This is a genomic window from Streptomyces griseochromogenes (genome assembly GCF_001542625.1).
Classification (GTDB): Bacteria; Actinomycetota; Actinomycetes; order Streptomycetales; family Streptomycetaceae; genus Streptomyces; species Streptomyces griseochromogenes.
Genome location: NZ_CP016279.1, coordinates 9,276,091 through 9,291,314, shown reverse-complemented (window position 1 = coordinate 9,291,314; position 15,224 = coordinate 9,276,091). Strand labels below are relative to the sequence as shown.

The 15,224-nt window shown below is 69.3% G+C and carries 14 protein-coding genes; 6 read left to right on the top strand and 8 right to left on the bottom strand.

From position 1 onward, the window contains the following. Positions 1–612 precede the first annotated feature (612 nt). The 5 genes from AVL59_RS40405 (at position 613) to AVL59_RS52850 (ending at position 6,113) form a co-directional block, all read left to right on the top strand. Positions 613–1,206, top strand: a complete 594-nt coding sequence (locus AVL59_RS40405) for a hypothetical protein (protein ID WP_237281805.1) — start codon at positions 613–615, stop codon at positions 1,204–1,206. 207 nt (positions 1,207–1,413) lie between these two features. Next, complete coding sequence (locus AVL59_RS40400) at positions 1,414–2,733, top strand: Dyp-type peroxidase (RefSeq protein WP_237281804.1); 1,320 nt, start codon at positions 1,414–1,416, stop codon at positions 2,731–2,733. Between the two features lie 55 nt (positions 2,734–2,788). After that, a complete protein-coding gene (locus AVL59_RS40395) occupies positions 2,789–3,919 on the top strand; it encodes a catalase family protein (RefSeq protein ID WP_067314437.1) in 1,131 nt (376 codons plus the stop codon). 416 nt (positions 3,920–4,335) lie between these two features. Continuing rightward, positions 4,336–5,517 carry a helix-turn-helix domain-containing protein gene (locus AVL59_RS40390; RefSeq protein ID WP_067314436.1) on the top strand — a complete coding sequence of 394 codons (1,182 nt, stop codon included), beginning with the start codon at positions 4,336–4,338 and terminating at the stop codon, positions 5,515–5,517. Between the two features lie 314 nt (positions 5,518–5,831). After that, entirely contained in the window at positions 5,832–6,113 is a 282-nt protein-coding gene (locus tag AVL59_RS52850; protein ID WP_159400199.1) for a hypothetical protein, read from the top strand. 142 nt (positions 6,114–6,255) lie between these two features. Here the strand turns inward: AVL59_RS52850 and AVL59_RS40380 are convergent, their stop codons facing one another. The 7 genes from AVL59_RS40380 to AVL59_RS40350 form a co-directional block, all read right to left on the bottom strand. Further along, complete coding sequence (locus AVL59_RS40380) at positions 6,256–7,353, bottom strand: PP2C family protein-serine/threonine phosphatase (RefSeq protein ID WP_237281803.1); 1,098 nt, start codon at positions 7,351–7,353, stop codon at positions 6,256–6,258. 165 nt (positions 7,354–7,518) lie between these two features. Continuing rightward, a complete protein-coding gene (locus AVL59_RS40375) occupies positions 7,519–8,721 on the bottom strand; it encodes a cytochrome P450 (RefSeq protein ID WP_067314430.1) in 1,203 nt (400 codons plus the stop codon). Between the two features lie 40 nt (positions 8,722–8,761). Continuing rightward, positions 8,762–10,156: an NAD(P)/FAD-dependent oxidoreductase gene (locus AVL59_RS40370; RefSeq protein ID WP_067314429.1), complete on the bottom strand. Its 1,395-nt coding sequence runs from the start codon at positions 10,154–10,156 to the stop codon at positions 8,762–8,764. Then, complete coding sequence (locus AVL59_RS40365; RefSeq protein ID WP_067314427.1) at positions 10,146–10,373, bottom strand: ferredoxin; 228 nt, start codon at positions 10,371–10,373, stop codon at positions 10,146–10,148. The genes AVL59_RS40370 and AVL59_RS40365 overlap by 11 nt, the downstream gene beginning before the upstream one ends. A 354-nt stretch (positions 10,374–10,727) precedes the next feature. Then, positions 10,728–11,519 (bottom strand): alpha/beta fold hydrolase, encoded by a 792-nt coding sequence (locus tag AVL59_RS40360; protein WP_067314425.1) that lies wholly within the window; start codon positions 11,517–11,519, stop codon positions 10,728–10,730. A gap of 114 nt (positions 11,520–11,633) precedes the next feature. Continuing rightward, positions 11,634–12,539 carry an NADP-dependent oxidoreductase gene (locus tag AVL59_RS40355; RefSeq protein ID WP_067314424.1) on the bottom strand — a complete coding sequence of 302 codons (906 nt, stop codon included), beginning with the start codon at positions 12,537–12,539 and terminating at the stop codon, positions 11,634–11,636. Between the two features lie 84 nt (positions 12,540–12,623). Further along, positions 12,624–13,694, bottom strand: coding sequence for an alkene reductase (locus AVL59_RS40350; protein WP_067314422.1), 1,071 nt, complete (start codon positions 13,692–13,694; stop codon positions 12,624–12,626). 246 nt (positions 13,695–13,940) lie between these two features. Here AVL59_RS40350 and AVL59_RS40345 point away from each other — a divergent pair, with 246 nt between their 5' ends. After that, the gene (locus AVL59_RS40345) at positions 13,941–14,474 is read left to right on the top strand and encodes a MarR family winged helix-turn-helix transcriptional regulator (RefSeq protein WP_067314420.1); all 534 of its coding nucleotides are present in this window, start codon (positions 13,941–13,943) and stop codon (positions 14,472–14,474) included. Positions 14,475–14,551: 77 nt separating this feature from the next. On the opposite strand, the gene AVL59_RS40340 is transcribed toward AVL59_RS40345, so the two are convergent. After that, a complete protein-coding gene (locus tag AVL59_RS40340) occupies positions 14,552–15,223 on the bottom strand; it encodes a response regulator (protein ID WP_067314419.1) in 672 nt (223 codons plus the stop codon). Between the last annotated feature and the right edge of the window lies 1 nt (position 15,224).

Sequence of the window (15,224 nt, the reverse complement as noted above, 5' to 3'; positions counted from 1 at the left end):
GGCCCATGGGGACGCGATCCTCAGCGGTCGGCACCGTCTGGCAGGTCGGTCGGATGTTCCGCACCGCTGAGCGTCTCGTCGCCCCATCCGGGTCACGGGGCAGACGGAGCGGCGCCGGGGGTACGTGGTCGGCTCTGTAGCCTTCCTCCTCGGCCACGCGGAAAGCCGTTGCCCCGAGAACGTGACGACGACGAACCCGACAGGCCCATGCTCCATGTTCCTGCGCTCTGACGAATCTGTCCTCGGGAGTCTCTCGGAGCTCCGAGGGCCTTGGCCTGCTGGTTGCCCCCGGTGCCCGCATCGCGCTCGGCAGCAAGCCGGCACTCGAGAATGCTCTCTTTCTCGGACGGTGACGGACGGGGCACACCTCGCGACCTGTCGGGTGCGGACCGTAGCCGTCCGGTGTCGGGGAATGCCGAGGAATGGTGAACTGATCAGGCTGGACCTCGTGGCGCCAGAGTCTCCCGATAGTCCGCCCCGGGTAGCCGCATCACCCCAGGCCGGGGATGCGAGGCGGCTCGCATGCGGTCAGGATGAAGGGGTGAGGGCGATGGCGCCTCATATTCGAGCGCTTGGTGACCCTCGGACCGATCCGTGGCAGGAGGGATCACGATGGCCGGAACGCCAGATGCAACCTCGTCGTCACACCTCGAACGCAAGGGCACGAAGGCTGGGGTATGCACAGAGTTCACCGTCTTTGCCAAGATCAAGCCGGGCCATGCGGATGCTCTGCGTGAGCTTCTCGCCAAGACCACCAGCGGGTCGGGTGACACGGCGGGAAACGTTGAGGCGGTGCGCCAGCTCGGCATCCTGCACGACGCACGCCATGTGATATTCGACAATGATACCCGGTACATGTTCGCCAGCGTCTTCGACGGCACCTGGGACAACTACATCGACGACTTCGGCAAGACGGTAGTCGGGAAGCTCTTCGATGAAGCCTTCTCGCACACCGAAGGCTTCCCTGGTGTCACCGATCCGGGGGTGAAGGACTGGTTCATCGCCCACCAGGAGCCCGCGGGGATCTTCGTCAGCGCCTATCCCGATCTGACCGTTCAGCAGATCTACAAGGACCAACGCGTGGACGAAGCATTCCAGGAGGTGCTGGACACCCCCGAGTTCCGGGCGATGCTGGACAACCCGGCGAGCGCCGAGTTGCGGGAGACGCCGGCCTTCCAGAAGCTACTGGAAGAAGCCTCGGCCTAGAACGCGGACACGACCAACCCCCAGGCGACCCGACGTCGCATCGGCATGAGGCGGGCAGCCGCCAACACGCACGGTGCCGCGGCGGTGAATCGGCACGTCACGGATCACGCCGGCGGGCGCGAGCCGACCGCCGCAGTTGTCCACGTAAAGATCGATGTGGAGGCACAAGCGATCATGAACGCGCCGGTGAACACGAGCGGAGCCAGCGTGAGCATCGAGATCGACGACGTCCAGAGCGGGGCACTCCGGCCACGGCCCGTGCCCTACGAGGGGAAGTACATCCTCCTGCGCGTCGACGACCGCCATGCCGGGCGGGCCCTGCTGCGGCGGCTGCTCCCGGTGGTCTCGGGCGGTCTGCCGGACGCGGACCGGCAGCAGGATGCCTGGGTCGCCGTGGCGCTCACCTACCAGGGGCTGAAAGCGCTGGGGGTGCCCCAGGAGTCGCTGGACAGCTTTCCGCAGGCGTTCCGTGAGGGCATGGCCGCGCGCGCGGAGCTGATCGGCGACGTGGGCGAGAGCGCCCCGCCCCACTGGGAGGCACCGTTCGGAACCGGCGACGTCCACATCGCCTTGAGCGCCCTCTCCTCCGATACGGGACAGCTGGACAAAGAGCTGGAGCGGGCCCGTGCCGCCTACGAGGACACCCCCGGGGTCCAGGTGATCTGGCAGCAGGACGTCCACCAGCTCCCGACCGGGCGCACCACCTTCGGCTTCCGCGACGGCATCAGCCATCCGAACATCGAGGGCGTCGGACTGCCCGGCTCCAACCCACAGGAAACCCCCATCAAGGCCGGCGAATTCATCCTCGGCTACCCCGACGAAACCGGCAATCTGCCGCCCATGCCCAGCCCCGACGTGCTGGGGCGCAACGGAACCTACGCGGCCGTTCGCAAGGTCCACACCAACGTGGCGGCATGGCGCCGGTTCCTGCGTGCGAACAGCTCCGGCGCCGAGGAGGAGGCACTCCTGGCGGCGAAGATGATCGGGCGCTGGCCCAGCGGAGCGCCGCTGACGCTGACGCCGGAGCACGACGATCCGGAGCTGGCGGCCGATCCGCACCGCGTCAACAACTTCCTGTACCGGGAGAACGACGACCGCGGCTACCGGTGCCCCGCCGGCGCGCACATCCGGCGCACCAACCCCCGCGATGCCACCATCGTCGGCGACGCACGGATGCACCGGCTCATCCGCCGCGGCACCACCTACGGCCCGCCGCTGCCCGAGGGCGTGCTGGAGGACGACGGCGCCGACCGTGGCCTGGTCGGAGTCTTCCTCGGAGCACACCTGGAGCGGCAGTTCGAATTCATCAAGGCCCAGTGGGTCAACGACGGCAACTTCATCGGCTACCCCGGCGAGCAGGACCCGGTGGCCGGACACCACGGCGGAACCGGCAGCGTCACCATCCCCGAGAAGCCGATCCGGCGCCGCCTGCAGAACCTGCCCAGCTTCGTGGTCACCCGCGGCGGCGAGTACTGCTTCCTGCCGGGTCTGCGCGCCTTGCGCTGGCTCGCCGAACTGGAGGACTGACGGCGATTCCCACACCCTGGGGCCCGATCACGCTCTCCGAGGAGAGGTCGAAGTCATGGCAGCACAGTTCGTCCGCTACACGCCTGACGTCGAAGACGACGCGCCGGACTTCGACCGCGACGTGCAGACAGTGATCGAAAATACCGGGAAGTACATCGCCGAGTCGGTCACGGCCGGCGGCACCGGACGGGCTCTGCGCGACGCCCACGCCAAGGGCTACGGGCTGGTCCGGGGGGAAGTGGAGATCCTGGCCGGGCTGCCCCCCGAGTACGCCCAGGGCATCTACGCGACTCCGGGAACGCACGACGCGCTCATCCGCTTCTCCAACGGCTCGCCCCACGCCGGAGCCGACGCGCGCCTGGGCGCCGCCACCGGACTGGCGCTGAAGATGTTCGACATCCCCGGCCCCACCCTGCTGGAAGACGAACCGGACAGGGGCACCTTCGACTACGCCAACATCAACGCGCCGGTCTTCTTCTGCAACACGGTCGAGCACTACCTGTTCATCCAGGAACTGTTCCTCAACGCACCGGCCTACTTTTCCAAAGGCCGACCCGGCGCACATCGCTTCTACACCGAATTCGTGACTGGAAAGGGAACGCTGGACCAGGACAACTGGGCATGGGACGAGTTCCTGGCCTTCCTGCGCGTGGCGAAGACGCCGCCGGCAAACGTGCTTCTGTCGAGCTACTGGACGATGGGGGCGGTCCGGCACGGGGACTACATCGCCAAGGTGCGCATCACCCCCGACCCGTCCTCCGCCGCCGCGGTGGTCCGGCGCACCCTCGACCCGACCTCGGCGGCGGAGGTCTTCCGGCCGGCTCTGGAAGCCGAGCTGCAGGAGCGGCCCTACGCCTTCGACATCCAGGTCCAGCTCTGCACCGATCTCGAGCGGATGCCGGTGGAGGACACCACCGTGGAGTGGCCCGAGCAGCTCTCGCCGTCCGTCACCGTGGCGAAGCTGCGGCTGCCGCAGCAGGACATCTCCGGCCCGGAGAACCTGGAGAAGATGGACGCGCTGTCCTTCACGCCCTGGCGGGTCACCGCCGAGCACGCACCCCTGGGCAACATCATGCGGGCCCGCAAAGAGGTCTACCGGCGATCCTCCATCGAGCGCCACAAGCTCAACCAACAGCCGCGCACAGAGCCCCGAAGCGCCGACGAAGTACTTGGCCCGGCCCAATGAGGCCGACTGATGCAACGGCAAGCGGCCGCGATCACGATCCACCGGGCGGTTGTGAGTGGCCCACTGCCCGCAGATGGATACGGCCATACAAATCGGCCCGACCGGCAAGAAGTTGCTGCCTGTGACGGTCAAGAAGCCTGCGACCAGCGGAAACGCGAGCCAATCATGAGCGAGGCGTTACGACGCATCGCCGATGCTGTGACGGACGTCACTGAAGGCGGCGTGAATGCAGCGCTGAACGCACTTGGCGTCGTGGGCAGGGAACCGCAACATGCCCACGAGGCGTGCCGGATGCCGCTGCCGTCGCCCGGGAGTGCGCCGGACATCCACTCGGAGGTTGAGTGGGTCTGAGCGCGGGCGTAGTGACGTAACGCGAAGCCTGCGCCAAGTTTCGGCTGTCGCCGTACGCTCGAATCATGAGCGCCAACATCGGCAAGCGGCTCCAGGACGTACGCAAGCGGCGCGGTCTGACGCAGGGTCAGCTTGCGAGCGAGTCCGGTGTGTCGCTGTCCCTGATCCGAAAACTGGAGCAGGGGGAACGGGCTGACACACGCCTGGAGACTGCGCGCCGACTGGCACAGGTCCTGCGGGTACCCACAACCATCCTTATGGCTGAACACGAGGATGAGCCGGAAGTGGCACCTTCGACCGGCGATCGCTGGGAGGCTGTCCGACGTTCGCTCGTGGCTCCGATTCGGGCGGATGGTGTGGCGGAAGAGCCGACCGTGCGCGGTGTGCAGGATGCCTTGGAATCGGCTCTGCCGCTCTTCTCCGGCGATCGTTTCGCGGAGCTGAGCGTGATCCTTCCGCCCTTGCTGCGGGACGCTGACATCATCGCCGAGAGTGGCCCGGAGGGGCGGGCCGTACGCGTCCGGCTCTCGCAACTGACAGGCTGGCTGCTCACCCAGACTCGGCAGTTCGAGGCGGCTGACATCGCGCTGTCCCGGTCGCTGGAGGAGTCGTCGGATCGGCTTCAGGCGGCGGCGACGGTAAGCACTCAGTGTTGGCTCTTGCTGCGGCGTGGTCGTTTGGCTGAGGCGCGGGAGTTGGCAACGCGGTGGGCGGATGAGGTGGAGCCCCGCATCTCGCGTGCGACTCCGACGGAGCTGAGCGCGTGGGGTTGGTTGCTGCTGCGGGCTTCTGCCGCAGCGATCCGTGACAACCGGGCCGGAGAGGCCGAGGAGGCCTTGCGCTATGCCAACTCGGCGGCGGTCGCCCTGGGGCGGGAGTTCGCTCCGCGTGACGACTTCTTGCAGGCGTTCGGGCCGGTCACGGTGGCTCTGAAGCGGGCCGAGAACGCCATGATCATTGACAAGCCGGACCTGGTGCTCAAGCTCTCCGCGCGCATCCCGACCAACGGTATGCGGCCCACCTCCAACAACCGCAACCGTCACCTGCTGGACGTGGCAGAGGCGCATGCTCGGTCACGTGACTACGCGAAGTCGGTTGAGGTCTTGCAGGGGATCCGTGCCGACGCTCCACAGTGGCTGCCTAACCAACGCTACGCGCGGGACATCTTCGGCCGAGTGATCGCGCGTCGGCGCACCCTCACGCCGGAGATGCGGGAGCTGGCTGACGCGATCGGCGTACCGGTGTGACGCGGTGTGTCACTTCAGGCTGACCCCGCATCAAAGTGCCATTGAGGTGTGTTCCTGCCATTACATAACGTCAATTGCATGGCGACCCAAGGTGGAGCAGCAGAGACAGCTGTCCGTGAGCGCATGACCACGGTCGATGCCGACGCGCGTCAGTGGGAGTACACGACCTATGCCCCCAGCGGTGAGACGTGCCCGGCGTGCGGGAAGCCGATCAAGAGTCTTGAGAGCTGTCGCCGGGGGATGCTGTCCCGCCGGGACTCGTCTCCGATCGTGGCCTACTGGCACACGGCTTGCGCACCGAAGGGGGCGACGCAGTGATCCCCATCGAGATCTACAAGAGCAGCAAGAAAGCCGCTGCTGAAGCGCATGAGGCGCTGTTCCAGGCGTTGCTGGCGATCGGGATTCCGAGGCGGGATCTTGGTTGGCTGGCTCCTCGCGTAGCGCCAGACGGCCGTCCGATGGTGGCTATGGGAACGTGGAATGCTGACGTGGTGCAGAAGGTAGCGGGGCATCTGATGGCGTCACCTGCGCACGTACGGACGTCGCCGGACGGCCGTGTCGTGGCCGATCACACCTGCGTGACTCGCGAGGAATAGACCCCGGCGCGCTGAGTGACGGCGAATCGGGACTCAGCGCGTCGGTTGCCCCGTCTGTGCGTCTCACCCAGCGCATGGGCGGGGCTCTCTGCTGTTTGAGCCTGTGGTGCCGTGATGGCGCGCGTGGGGCCCGGACCGATCGCTATCGCGCGTCCGCCTCGTGGGGCAGCGGCTCTTGTCCGATGGTGTGCCGGTCGGCGAGGATCATCGCCACATCGTCCGCCAGGTCGTCCTCGGTATGGCGGAGCAGCGCGTCGTGCAGGTGCTCCAGGAACTCTGACGGGGAGGTGTCGGTGCGTATCTCTTCCATGTTCTCCGGCAGGGCGAAGAATTCGCCCTCGGGATCGCGGGCCTCGGTGACGCCGTCGGTGTACAGCAACAGACGGTCACCGGGGACGAACGGATAGCTCTCGGCCTTGGCGGGGAGGTCGGTGGCGAGGTCTTCGAGGCCGAGCGGCGGCAACGGCGAGGGCGGCACCAGTGGCGTCGCGCTGCCCCGGTGCAGCAGCAGTGGCGGCGGGTGCCCGCGATTGACCAGCTGCACCACGGGCTCGTCCGGCACCTGTGCGACGAGCGCCGTGATGAACCCTTCCAGCAGAACCTCCTCCGTATACGCACCCGGCACGGCGACTTCCCGTCGCAGGGCGGCCGCGCAGCGGTTCATGACCTCCACGAGCTCGTCCTCGTAGTGCACGGCTTCCCGGAACGCACCCAGCACCACGGCAACGGCTCGCACCGCGGACAGCCCCTTGCCCCGGACGTCCCCCACGATCATCCGGACGCCGTAGGGCGTCTCCACGGCCTCGTACAGATCGCCGCCCACCCGTGCCCCCGTCCCCGCCGCCAGGCACAGGCTGCCCGCCGACACCGGGCCCATACGCGTGGGCACGGGCCGCAGCACGACCTCCTGGGCCGCCACGGCGATCCGGCGGACCTGGTCGAGCTCTCTCCGTCTGCGTGCCTGGACGGCACCGCTCGTGATGAAACCGGCCACGGAGACCAGGGCCAGAGCAAGGAAATTGGTGTAGACCTGCAAGGTGCCCCAGGCCTCGTTGTAGGTCGCGGTGGTTGCGCTGATCGCCAGTGCGAGGGCCGTGGCCGCGGCGGTGCCCTTGGGGCCCATGGTCACTGCGGCCAGCGCCGGAACCGCGGTGAGAAAGGGGCCGGTGTAGATGAAGTGCGCGGGCGTGAGCTCGATGACCAGAACGGCCAGCGCGATCAAGAAGGGCACACAATGCATCAGCGTGAAGCGGACCCGTCCACTGCCGCCTGCTCCTGGCCGAGAGGGTGAGCGCAAGAGCGACTTCATGCACCCAGCCTGCCTCGCCGAAGCCCACGGCTCCACTCGCCGCCCTTCAGCTCGGCCGGCGAAGCGCGCGAACCCTTTCGGGAGCTGCCGCGGCGCTCAGGCTGTGAGGCCCTCGATCGCCACGGGAAGGTGGCGGGGGCCGCGCAGCACTGCGTTGGCACGGTAGGGCGGCGGGTCTTCGAGCAGCCTGGAGAACGTGACCCTGCGGAACAGTTCGGGCACGGCCAGATGAAGTTCGATACGGGCGAGAGGGGCGCCGAAGCAGTAGTGGATGCCGGTGTAGAAACCCAGGTGCTCGTTGTCCTTGCGGTGGGGATCGAACCGGTCGGGGTCCATGAAGCGTTTGGGGTCGCGGTTGGCCGCGGCCAGCATGAGCCAGACCGGCGAGCCCTTGGGGATGGTGGTGCCGGCGACGTCGATGTCGGCCAGGGCGGTGGTCCACGGGACGAACTGGACCGGGGGCTCGTACCGCAGCACTTCCTCGATGAGCGGGACGGCCAGGTCCGGATCCTTCTGGAACCGATCGAGGACGTCGGGGTGGCGCAGCAGGGTGAGGGTCGTATTGGTGATCGCGTTGACGGTGGTCTCGTGGCCGGCGACCAGGAGCAGCACCGCGGTGGCCTCCAGGTCTGCCGGTGTCATGTCGGGGGCGAGCGTGCTGAGGATCCCGGGGCCGGGCCGGCGGCGTTTGGTCTCGATCAGGTCGGACAGGTAGGCGCCCAGCTCCTGGCGTGCCCGCTGTGCCTTTTCCTGGCCTTCCTCGCCGGCTTGGGGATCGAGTGACGACGCCAGGGCATCGGCCCAGCCGTGGAAGCGCGGTTCGTCCTCGCGCGGCACGCCGAGGACCTTGCAGATGGCGGTGACGGGCAGGGGGTAGGCGAAGTCCTCGACGATGTCCACCTGGTCCTTGCCTTCGAAGGCGTCGAGCAGCTCGGTGACGACCTTGGCCAGCTCGCCGCGCAGTCCGTCGAGGAATCTGGGGCTGTGCGGGGGACCGAACGGCCGGTTGATGGTCTCGCGCAGCCGGTCGTGCACCGGCGGGTCGGTGAAGATGAAGCTCGGCGGCAGACCGGTGTCCTCCGCGTCCGCCGTGCGGGAGTAGCCGGACGGACGGTTGCGGGTGTCGTTGCTCAGCCGGGGGTCGTTGGCCAGGTTCCGCACCTCGTAGTAGGTGCTGACCAGATAGGTGCCGTCGTCCTCCCGCAGGACAGGTGTCTTGCGCAGTTCCGCGTAGAGCGGGTACGGATCGGCCCGATTGGCGTAGTCGGTGATCCGCGCGGAGATGGTGTCGGGCGTCATGGTGTCTCCTGAGGGGCTCCGGGCGGCGCAGGGCCGGTGATCAGGCATGCGAGGGAACGAACTCGACACGCCGCTCGCTCGGTGAGTGACCCGTCAGCGTGACGGTGGGCCCGTGGGTGGGCAGGTGGGGGTCGGGGAAGCCAGGGTCGACCGCCTGCAGCGTCCCGGTTCGGCGGTCGACCGTGCCGTACTCCGGCGGGAACGGCGCGCCGGCCGCGATCTGCTGCTCGTAGAACCCCATCCACTTGGCTCCGTCGAAGGCGGCCGCGGCGATGACGCGGCCGCGGTACCCGTACACCGCTACGAACCGATCCTCGGCCAGCGTCCCCTGGGTGACGACCAGTTGGTCGCCCAGCGAGGGCACGCCCACCGACTTGATGTTGACGCCGAACTGGGAGGACCAGAACATCGGCAGCCACAGGTGCGGACGGCGCTCGGGACTCGAACAGATCATGTTGTGGGCGGCGATCTCGGCCTGTTCGACCGCGTTGCCCCAGTGCTCCAGTGCCAGGAACTGGTAATCGAACAGCGGGTGGGGGCTGCGTGCGACATCCCCGGCGGCGTAGATGTCGTCGGTGACGATGCCGTTGACGTCGAACGCCCGGCACCCGGCGTCGCACGCGATCCCCCGGGCACCCGCGGCCACCCCCGAGCCGGCGAGCCATTCCGTGTTCCGCATGGCGCCGAGCGAGACGATCGCCACCTCCACGTCGACCGCCGAACCGTCGGACAGATGGGCGCGCCTGAGCCGTCCCACATCGTCGCCCTCGAGGGCGGTGACGCTGATGCCGCAGCGCAGGTCGACGCCCTTCTTGCGCTGCAGCCGGTCCGCGACCGCGCCGATCACTCCGCCGAGTGCGCCCACCAGCGGTGCCGGGCCGCGTTCGACGACCGTGACCTCAAGGCCCAGCTCCCGGCAGACGGAGGCGACCTCGGAGCCCGTGAAACCGGCGCCGATCACCAGCACCCGGGACACGCCCCCGGTCAGCTTCCGGTGCAGACGTGCGCAGTCGTCGCGGGTGCGCAGCACGAACACCCCGTCCAGCGCGGCTTCTTCCGGGTGGAACCAGGGCCGGGCTCTGGTCCCGGTGGTGATCAGCAGACGGTCGTAGGGGACGGTGTCGCCGTTCGCCAGGCGTACCTGCCTGGCGTCCCGGTCCAGGCCCTCGGCGGCGACGCCCAGACGCCATTCGGCGTCGATGTCGCGCCGCCGCGGCAGCGCGGTGTCCTCGGGCCGCGCCCGCCCCAGCAGCGCCTGCTTGGACAGCGGCGGCCGGTCGTAGGGTTCGTACGGCTCGTCGCCGATCATGGTCAGCGATCCGGTGAAGCCCTTCTCGCGCAAGGTCTCCGCCGCGCGCAGACCGGCCAGCGAGGCACCGACGACGACGATGCGGCCCTGGCGTCGCAGGGCCTCGACGTCCGTGTCAGCCGACATGGGGCTCGACCCCCTTCGTCGGCTCGTCGGAGTAGTCGACGAGGATGGCCTGGACCGGGCAGGCGGCCGCGGCCTTCTCCACCCGGTCACGGTGTGCCTCGTCGAAGCGAGGGGAGAACAGCAACGCCTCGTCGCCGTGCAGGGCGAAGACGTCCGGGGCGAGGAAGACGCACTGCGCGAATCCCTGGCACCGGTTGAGATCGACGACAAGCCTCATCCGGAACCCGCTCCCTGCTCAGGCCGCGGTCACCCCGGCGCGCCGCGGCCTGCGCCGCAAGCTCCGCAGCCCTTGCATTCGGTCCACACGATCGGTCGGCATGCCTCTCCCTCAGCATCGACCCCTCCGGAACGCCTTGCAAACCGGGAACGGGGGCTTGAGAAGCGGTCTCTCAATCGGCTGGAATCGGTTGGTTCTTGCAGGTCAGGGATGGTTTCGCTCGGGCGTCGGAGAGGTGCGGCGGCTGGTGTCCGCCTCGTGGTCGAGGGGTGTGCGGTGGCGTCGGCGCCGGGCATGCCGGTGGCCCCTTCCCCGATGGGGAAGGGGCCAGGAAGCGGGCGTGTGAATGTGTGCTCAGGCGTGGTGCTCGTCGATGAAGTCGGTGATGAACTTCTGCCATTCCTCGGGGCGTTCCACCATGGGCAGATGGCCGGTGCGGATCTCCACGAGCCGGGCGCCGGGGATGGTGTCGGCGAGCTGGTGGTGCAGACGGGTCGAGGTGAACCAGTCCTGGGTGGTGGAGACGACCAGGGTGGGTGCCTGGATGTGCGCCAGGTCGTCGCGGACGTCGAGCCGGCCGGCGAGTTCGGCGTGCTCGGGGGTGCCGTCGGCGACGTTGGCGGCGGTGAATACGACAGCCTGCCGGAGCTGCTCCTTGGGCATGGCCTCCAACGCGTCGGCGCCGCCGGCCATCATGACCAGGAACTGGGCCAGAAGTTCACGGTCCGTCTCGGCCAGCTTGTGCCAGATCGACGTCGCGAGGGCGAGCCGGTTGTCGTGGTGGGGGAGGGTCGCGGTCAGCACGAGGGCGGTGACGCGCTCGGGGTGGCGGGCGGCCGCGCGGATGGCGACCGGGCCGCCGAGGGAGTATCCGGATACCGCGAAGGTGTCCAGGCCCTCGGCGACAGCGGCGGCGACCAGCTGGTCGGCCAGCTCGTCGAGCGACAGCGGGGTGGTGGAGCGGGGGGTTCTGCCGCTGCCGGGGTAGTCGATGCCGACGACCTTGTGGTGGGCGGCCAGCCCTTCGAGGATCGGGCCGTAGGTGTTGTCGATGCTGCTCCCGGCGCCATGGGCGAGGGCGAGGCCGGGGCCGGAGCCCAGGACGGTGCGGGCGAAGGTGGCTTCGGGCAGGTTGCGTGCCGGCATGGCGGTGGGTCCTCTTTCGGATCGTGAGGTGAGTTTCGGTGCCGGTTCCGGCACGGATGAGCCAGGGCGACGGGACATCGCCGGCCATGGAGGGCGGGCGGTGCCGACGTGGGGTCAGGGCAGCAGTACGGCCTTGCCGTGGTGGTGACGGGCCTCCAGGTCGGTGTGCGCCCGCGCGGCTTCCGCCAGGGGATAGGTGCGCAGGATCGGCAGGGTGAGCCTGCCGGCGGCGGCCAGCCGGACCAGTTCAGGCAGGGACTCCCCGTCCTGGTCGTCGCCACCGGCGCTGAACCGGACGCCGTGCTGCGCGGCGGACATGTCGGCGATGGTGATGACGTGTGCGCTGTCACCGGTCAGAACGACGGAGTCGGCGAGCACACCCGCGCCGGAGGCGTCGAAGACGAAGTCGACTCCCCGGGGTGCCGCGGCCCTCACCCGCTCCGCCCAGCCGTCGCCGTAGCGGACGGCGGTGGCGCCGAGTGCGGTGACGCGCTCGATGTCGTGCTCGCCGGCCGTTCCGATGACGGTGATGCCGCGGGCGACGGCCAGCTGCACCGCGATGGTGCCCACGCTGCCGCCGGCGCCATGGACGAGCAGGGTCTGACCCGCCTGTACACCCAGCTGCCCGAGGACACGGAACGCGGTCCGGCCGACCGTCACCAGTGAGGCGGCGACCTCCCACGACAGAGCCGCGGGCTTGGTCACCGGCCGGTCGAGCAGGGCGTACTCGCTGTAGGCGCCGCCGACGGCGGAACCGAGGACCTCGTCCCCCACGGCGGCGTCGGCGCCCTCGCCGACGGCGTCGACGACACCGGCCGCATCCAGGCCGGGGGTCACGGGAAAGCGGGCAGGGACGGTGCCGGCCATCAGACCGGACCGGATTTTCATGTCGAGAGGGTTCACCGAGGCGGCCCGCACGCGGATCCGGACCTGGCCGGGGCCGGGCTCCGGCGCGGTGACCTCGGACAGCCGCAGCACCTCGGGCGCGCCGTACTCGGAGAATGTGATCGCTTTGGACATCGGGAACTCCTTGGTGGAAGCAGGTGGGGAAGGGAGCCGCACGCGCTCTGACTCACGGTGCGGCCGGGCCGGTCCGGTCGCCGCTCAGCCGGTGAGGGCGGGGTAGTCGGTGTAGCCGCGGTGGTCGCCGCCGTAGAAGGTGGCCTGGTCCGGCGTGTTGAACGGACCGCCGGTGGCCAGACGCCGGGGCAGGTCGGGGTTGGCCAGGAACAGTGCCCCGTAGGCGATCATGTCCGCGCTCCCGTCCTCGATCAGGGCCAGCGCGTCAGGGCCGGTGGTGTCGGGGTAGGTGAACGGGTTGAGGACGAACGTGCCGGACCATGCCTTGCGCAGCCGCGCCGTGAGGTCGCGGTCCGGCCCTTCCAGCAGGTGCAGGTAGGCCAGCTCCAGGCCGGCGAGCCGGTCCAGCAGGGCGGGGTAGACCTCGCCCGGATTGTCCTCGGACATGTCGTTGTACGGGTTTCCGGGCGAGATCCGCAGACCGACCCGGTGGCCGCCGATCGCCTCGGCCACCGCCGTGACGACCTCCACCGCGAAGCGGATCCGGCCCTCGGTGGTGCCGCCCCAGGCGTCGGTGCGCCGGTTGGTGCCGGGCGCGAGGAACTGGTGGACCAGGTAGCCGTTGGCGCCGTGGATCTCCACGCCGTCGAACCCGGCCTCGACGGCGTTGCGGGCCGCGTCCGCGAAGTCGGCGATCGTCTGCCGGATCTCCGCCTCGCTCAGCTCCTTCGGCGTCACGAAGTCCTTCGGTCCCTCGTGGGTGAAGACCTGGCCCTTGGCGGCCACCGCCGACGGGCCCACCGGCACCAGACCGTCGGGCAGCAGGCTGGGGTGGCCGACCCGGCCGGTGTGCATCAGCTGGGCGAAGACCACGCCGCCCTCGCGGTGCACGGCATCGGTCACCGTCCGCCACGCCCGCACCTGCGCGGGCGTGTGCAGGCCGGGGGTGTCGGGGTAGCCCTGGCCGACCGGCGAGGGCTGGACGCCCTCGGTGACGATCAGCCCGGCGCCGGCGCGCTGCGCGTAGTACGTCGCCATCAGCTCGGTCGGTGCGGCGCCGGGCCCGAAGGCGCGGCTGCGGGTCATCGGTGCCATCGCGACGCGGTTGGCCAGGCGCTTGCCGCCCAGGTCGATCGGATCGAATGCAGTGGTCATGGCTTCTTCCTTCGGGATGAGTGCTGCTGCGCGGCCCGGGCGCACGATGCCCGCACCGCGATTGCCTGTCCGAACAAGTAAATCACCTGTCCGAACAGGTAAATCCAGGGCAGTCATTCCCGGTGTCGAATGTGAAGCGCGTCACATAGTCCTGCCTGGCCCTTCCTTTGCGGAAGTCTGGACGGCCCGCGGGCTTGCCTACTGAGAGGTAGGATCAAGTTGCTCGGGCAGGAAAGTGAGGAAGACATGGCGCAGTCCACACCGGAAGCCGGATCGGGTCCCGCGGGGACGGGACAGGAGGCCACCGTCCCGGTGCCCGCCGCGGCCGGCGGCGGCCCGATCAGTCATGCGATCTTCCGCCTGGCCCGTCTGCACCGCATGTTCGCGGGACAGCTGCTGCGCCGCATCGGCCTGCACCCGGGCCAGGAGCTGGTCATGATGCACCTGTGGGAACTCGGCCCCCAGCGGCAGGCCGACCTGGTGCGCCTGATGGACTCCGACGCCGCGACCATGACCCGCACCGTCCGACGCCTGGAACAGGCCGGCTTCGTCCGCCGCCGTCCCTCACCCACCGACAAGCGGGCGTCCCTCATCGAACCCACAGCGGCCAGCCACGCCTTGCGCCGAGAGGTCGAACGGGTCTGGGCCCAGCTCGAAGACCTCGTGGCGGCAGACCTCTCGGCCGACGAGCGGACCGCGGCCCTGCACACCCTGGAACGCCTGGAGCACAACCTCGTACAGGCCGCCGCCGCTCCCGCGGATGCGCACGCCGAACGCTGACCGCCCCAGGTCCGCGCCGAACGCTCGGCCCACCCGTGCCCGCTCGCGGGCACAACGGGTGATCCCCGCAGGGAGTCTCACTCCTGGCCGGGGACGACCGCGCCGGCCTCGTAGGCGAAGACCACCGCGTGCACCCGGTCCCGCAGCCCCAGTTTCGACAGCACATTGCTGACGTGCGTCTTCACCGTGTGCTCGCTGACCACCAGTTCGGCGGCGATCTCGGCGTTGGACAACCCCCGAGCCAGCAGACGCAGCGTCTCCCGCTCCCGCACCGTGAGCTGACCGAGCCGCGCGGAGGGCACCCGCACGCCACCCGACGGTGCTCCACGGCCGGTGAACTCGGCGATCAGCCGCCGCGTCACCGACGGCGCGAGCAGCGCCTCGCCGGCCGCGACCATCCGTACCCCGTGGACCAGGTCGTCCCGTCGCACATCCTTGAGGAGGAACCCGCTGGCGCCCGCGTACAACGCCTCGTACACGTAGTCGTCGACGTCGAACGTCGTGAGCATGATCACCTTGCAGGGGCCGGCGGCGCACACCTGGCGGGCCGCCTCGATGCCGTCCGTCACCGGCATCCGGATGTCGAGCAACAGCACGTCCGGGGCGTGCTCGGCCACCGCCTCGATCGCCTGGGCGCCGTCGGCCGCTTCAGCGACCACCTCGATGTCCGGCTGGGCATCGAGGATCATGGCGAACCCGGCCCGTACCAGTTCCTGGTCGTCGGCGACGACCACCCGGATCGGCTGCATC

Excerpts from the sequence above, each read along its gene's own strand:
- AVL59_RS40375 (WP_067314430.1), bottom strand. The coding sequence starts at position 8,721 with ATGACGCCCGACACCATCTCCGCGCGGATCACCGACTACGCCAATCGG.
- AVL59_RS40380 (WP_237281803.1), bottom strand. The coding sequence starts at position 7,353 with ATGCATTGTGTGCCCTTCTTGATCGCGCTGGCCGTTCTGGTCATCGAG.
- AVL59_RS40360 (WP_067314425.1), bottom strand. The coding sequence starts at position 11,519 with ATGCCGGCACGCAACCTGCCCGAAGCCACCTTCGCCCGCACCGTCCTG.
- AVL59_RS40395 (WP_067314437.1), top strand. The coding sequence starts at position 2,789 with ATGGCAGCACAGTTCGTCCGCTACACGCCTGACGTCGAAGACGACGCG.
- AVL59_RS40365 (WP_067314427.1), bottom strand. The coding sequence starts at position 10,373 with ATGAGGCTTGTCGTCGATCTCAACCGGTGCCAGGGATTCGCGCAGTGC.
- AVL59_RS40340 (WP_067314419.1), bottom strand. The coding sequence starts at position 15,223 with ATGCAGCCGATCCGGGTGGTCGTCGCCGACGACCAGGAACTGGTACGG.
- AVL59_RS40405 (WP_237281805.1), top strand. The coding sequence starts at position 613 with ATGGCCGGAACGCCAGATGCAACCTCGTCGTCACACCTCGAACGCAAG.
- AVL59_RS40390 (WP_067314436.1), top strand. The coding sequence starts at position 4,336 with ATGAGCGCCAACATCGGCAAGCGGCTCCAGGACGTACGCAAGCGGCGC.
- AVL59_RS40355 (WP_067314424.1), bottom strand. The coding sequence starts at position 12,539 with ATGTCCAAAGCGATCACATTCTCCGAGTACGGCGCGCCCGAGGTGCTG.
- AVL59_RS40350 (WP_067314422.1), bottom strand. The coding sequence starts at position 13,694 with ATGACCACTGCATTCGATCCGATCGACCTGGGCGGCAAGCGCCTGGCC.
- AVL59_RS40345 (WP_067314420.1), top strand. The coding sequence starts at position 13,941 with ATGGCGCAGTCCACACCGGAAGCCGGATCGGGTCCCGCGGGGACGGGA.
- AVL59_RS40370 (WP_067314429.1), bottom strand. The coding sequence starts at position 10,156 with ATGTCGGCTGACACGGACGTCGAGGCCCTGCGACGCCAGGGCCGCATC.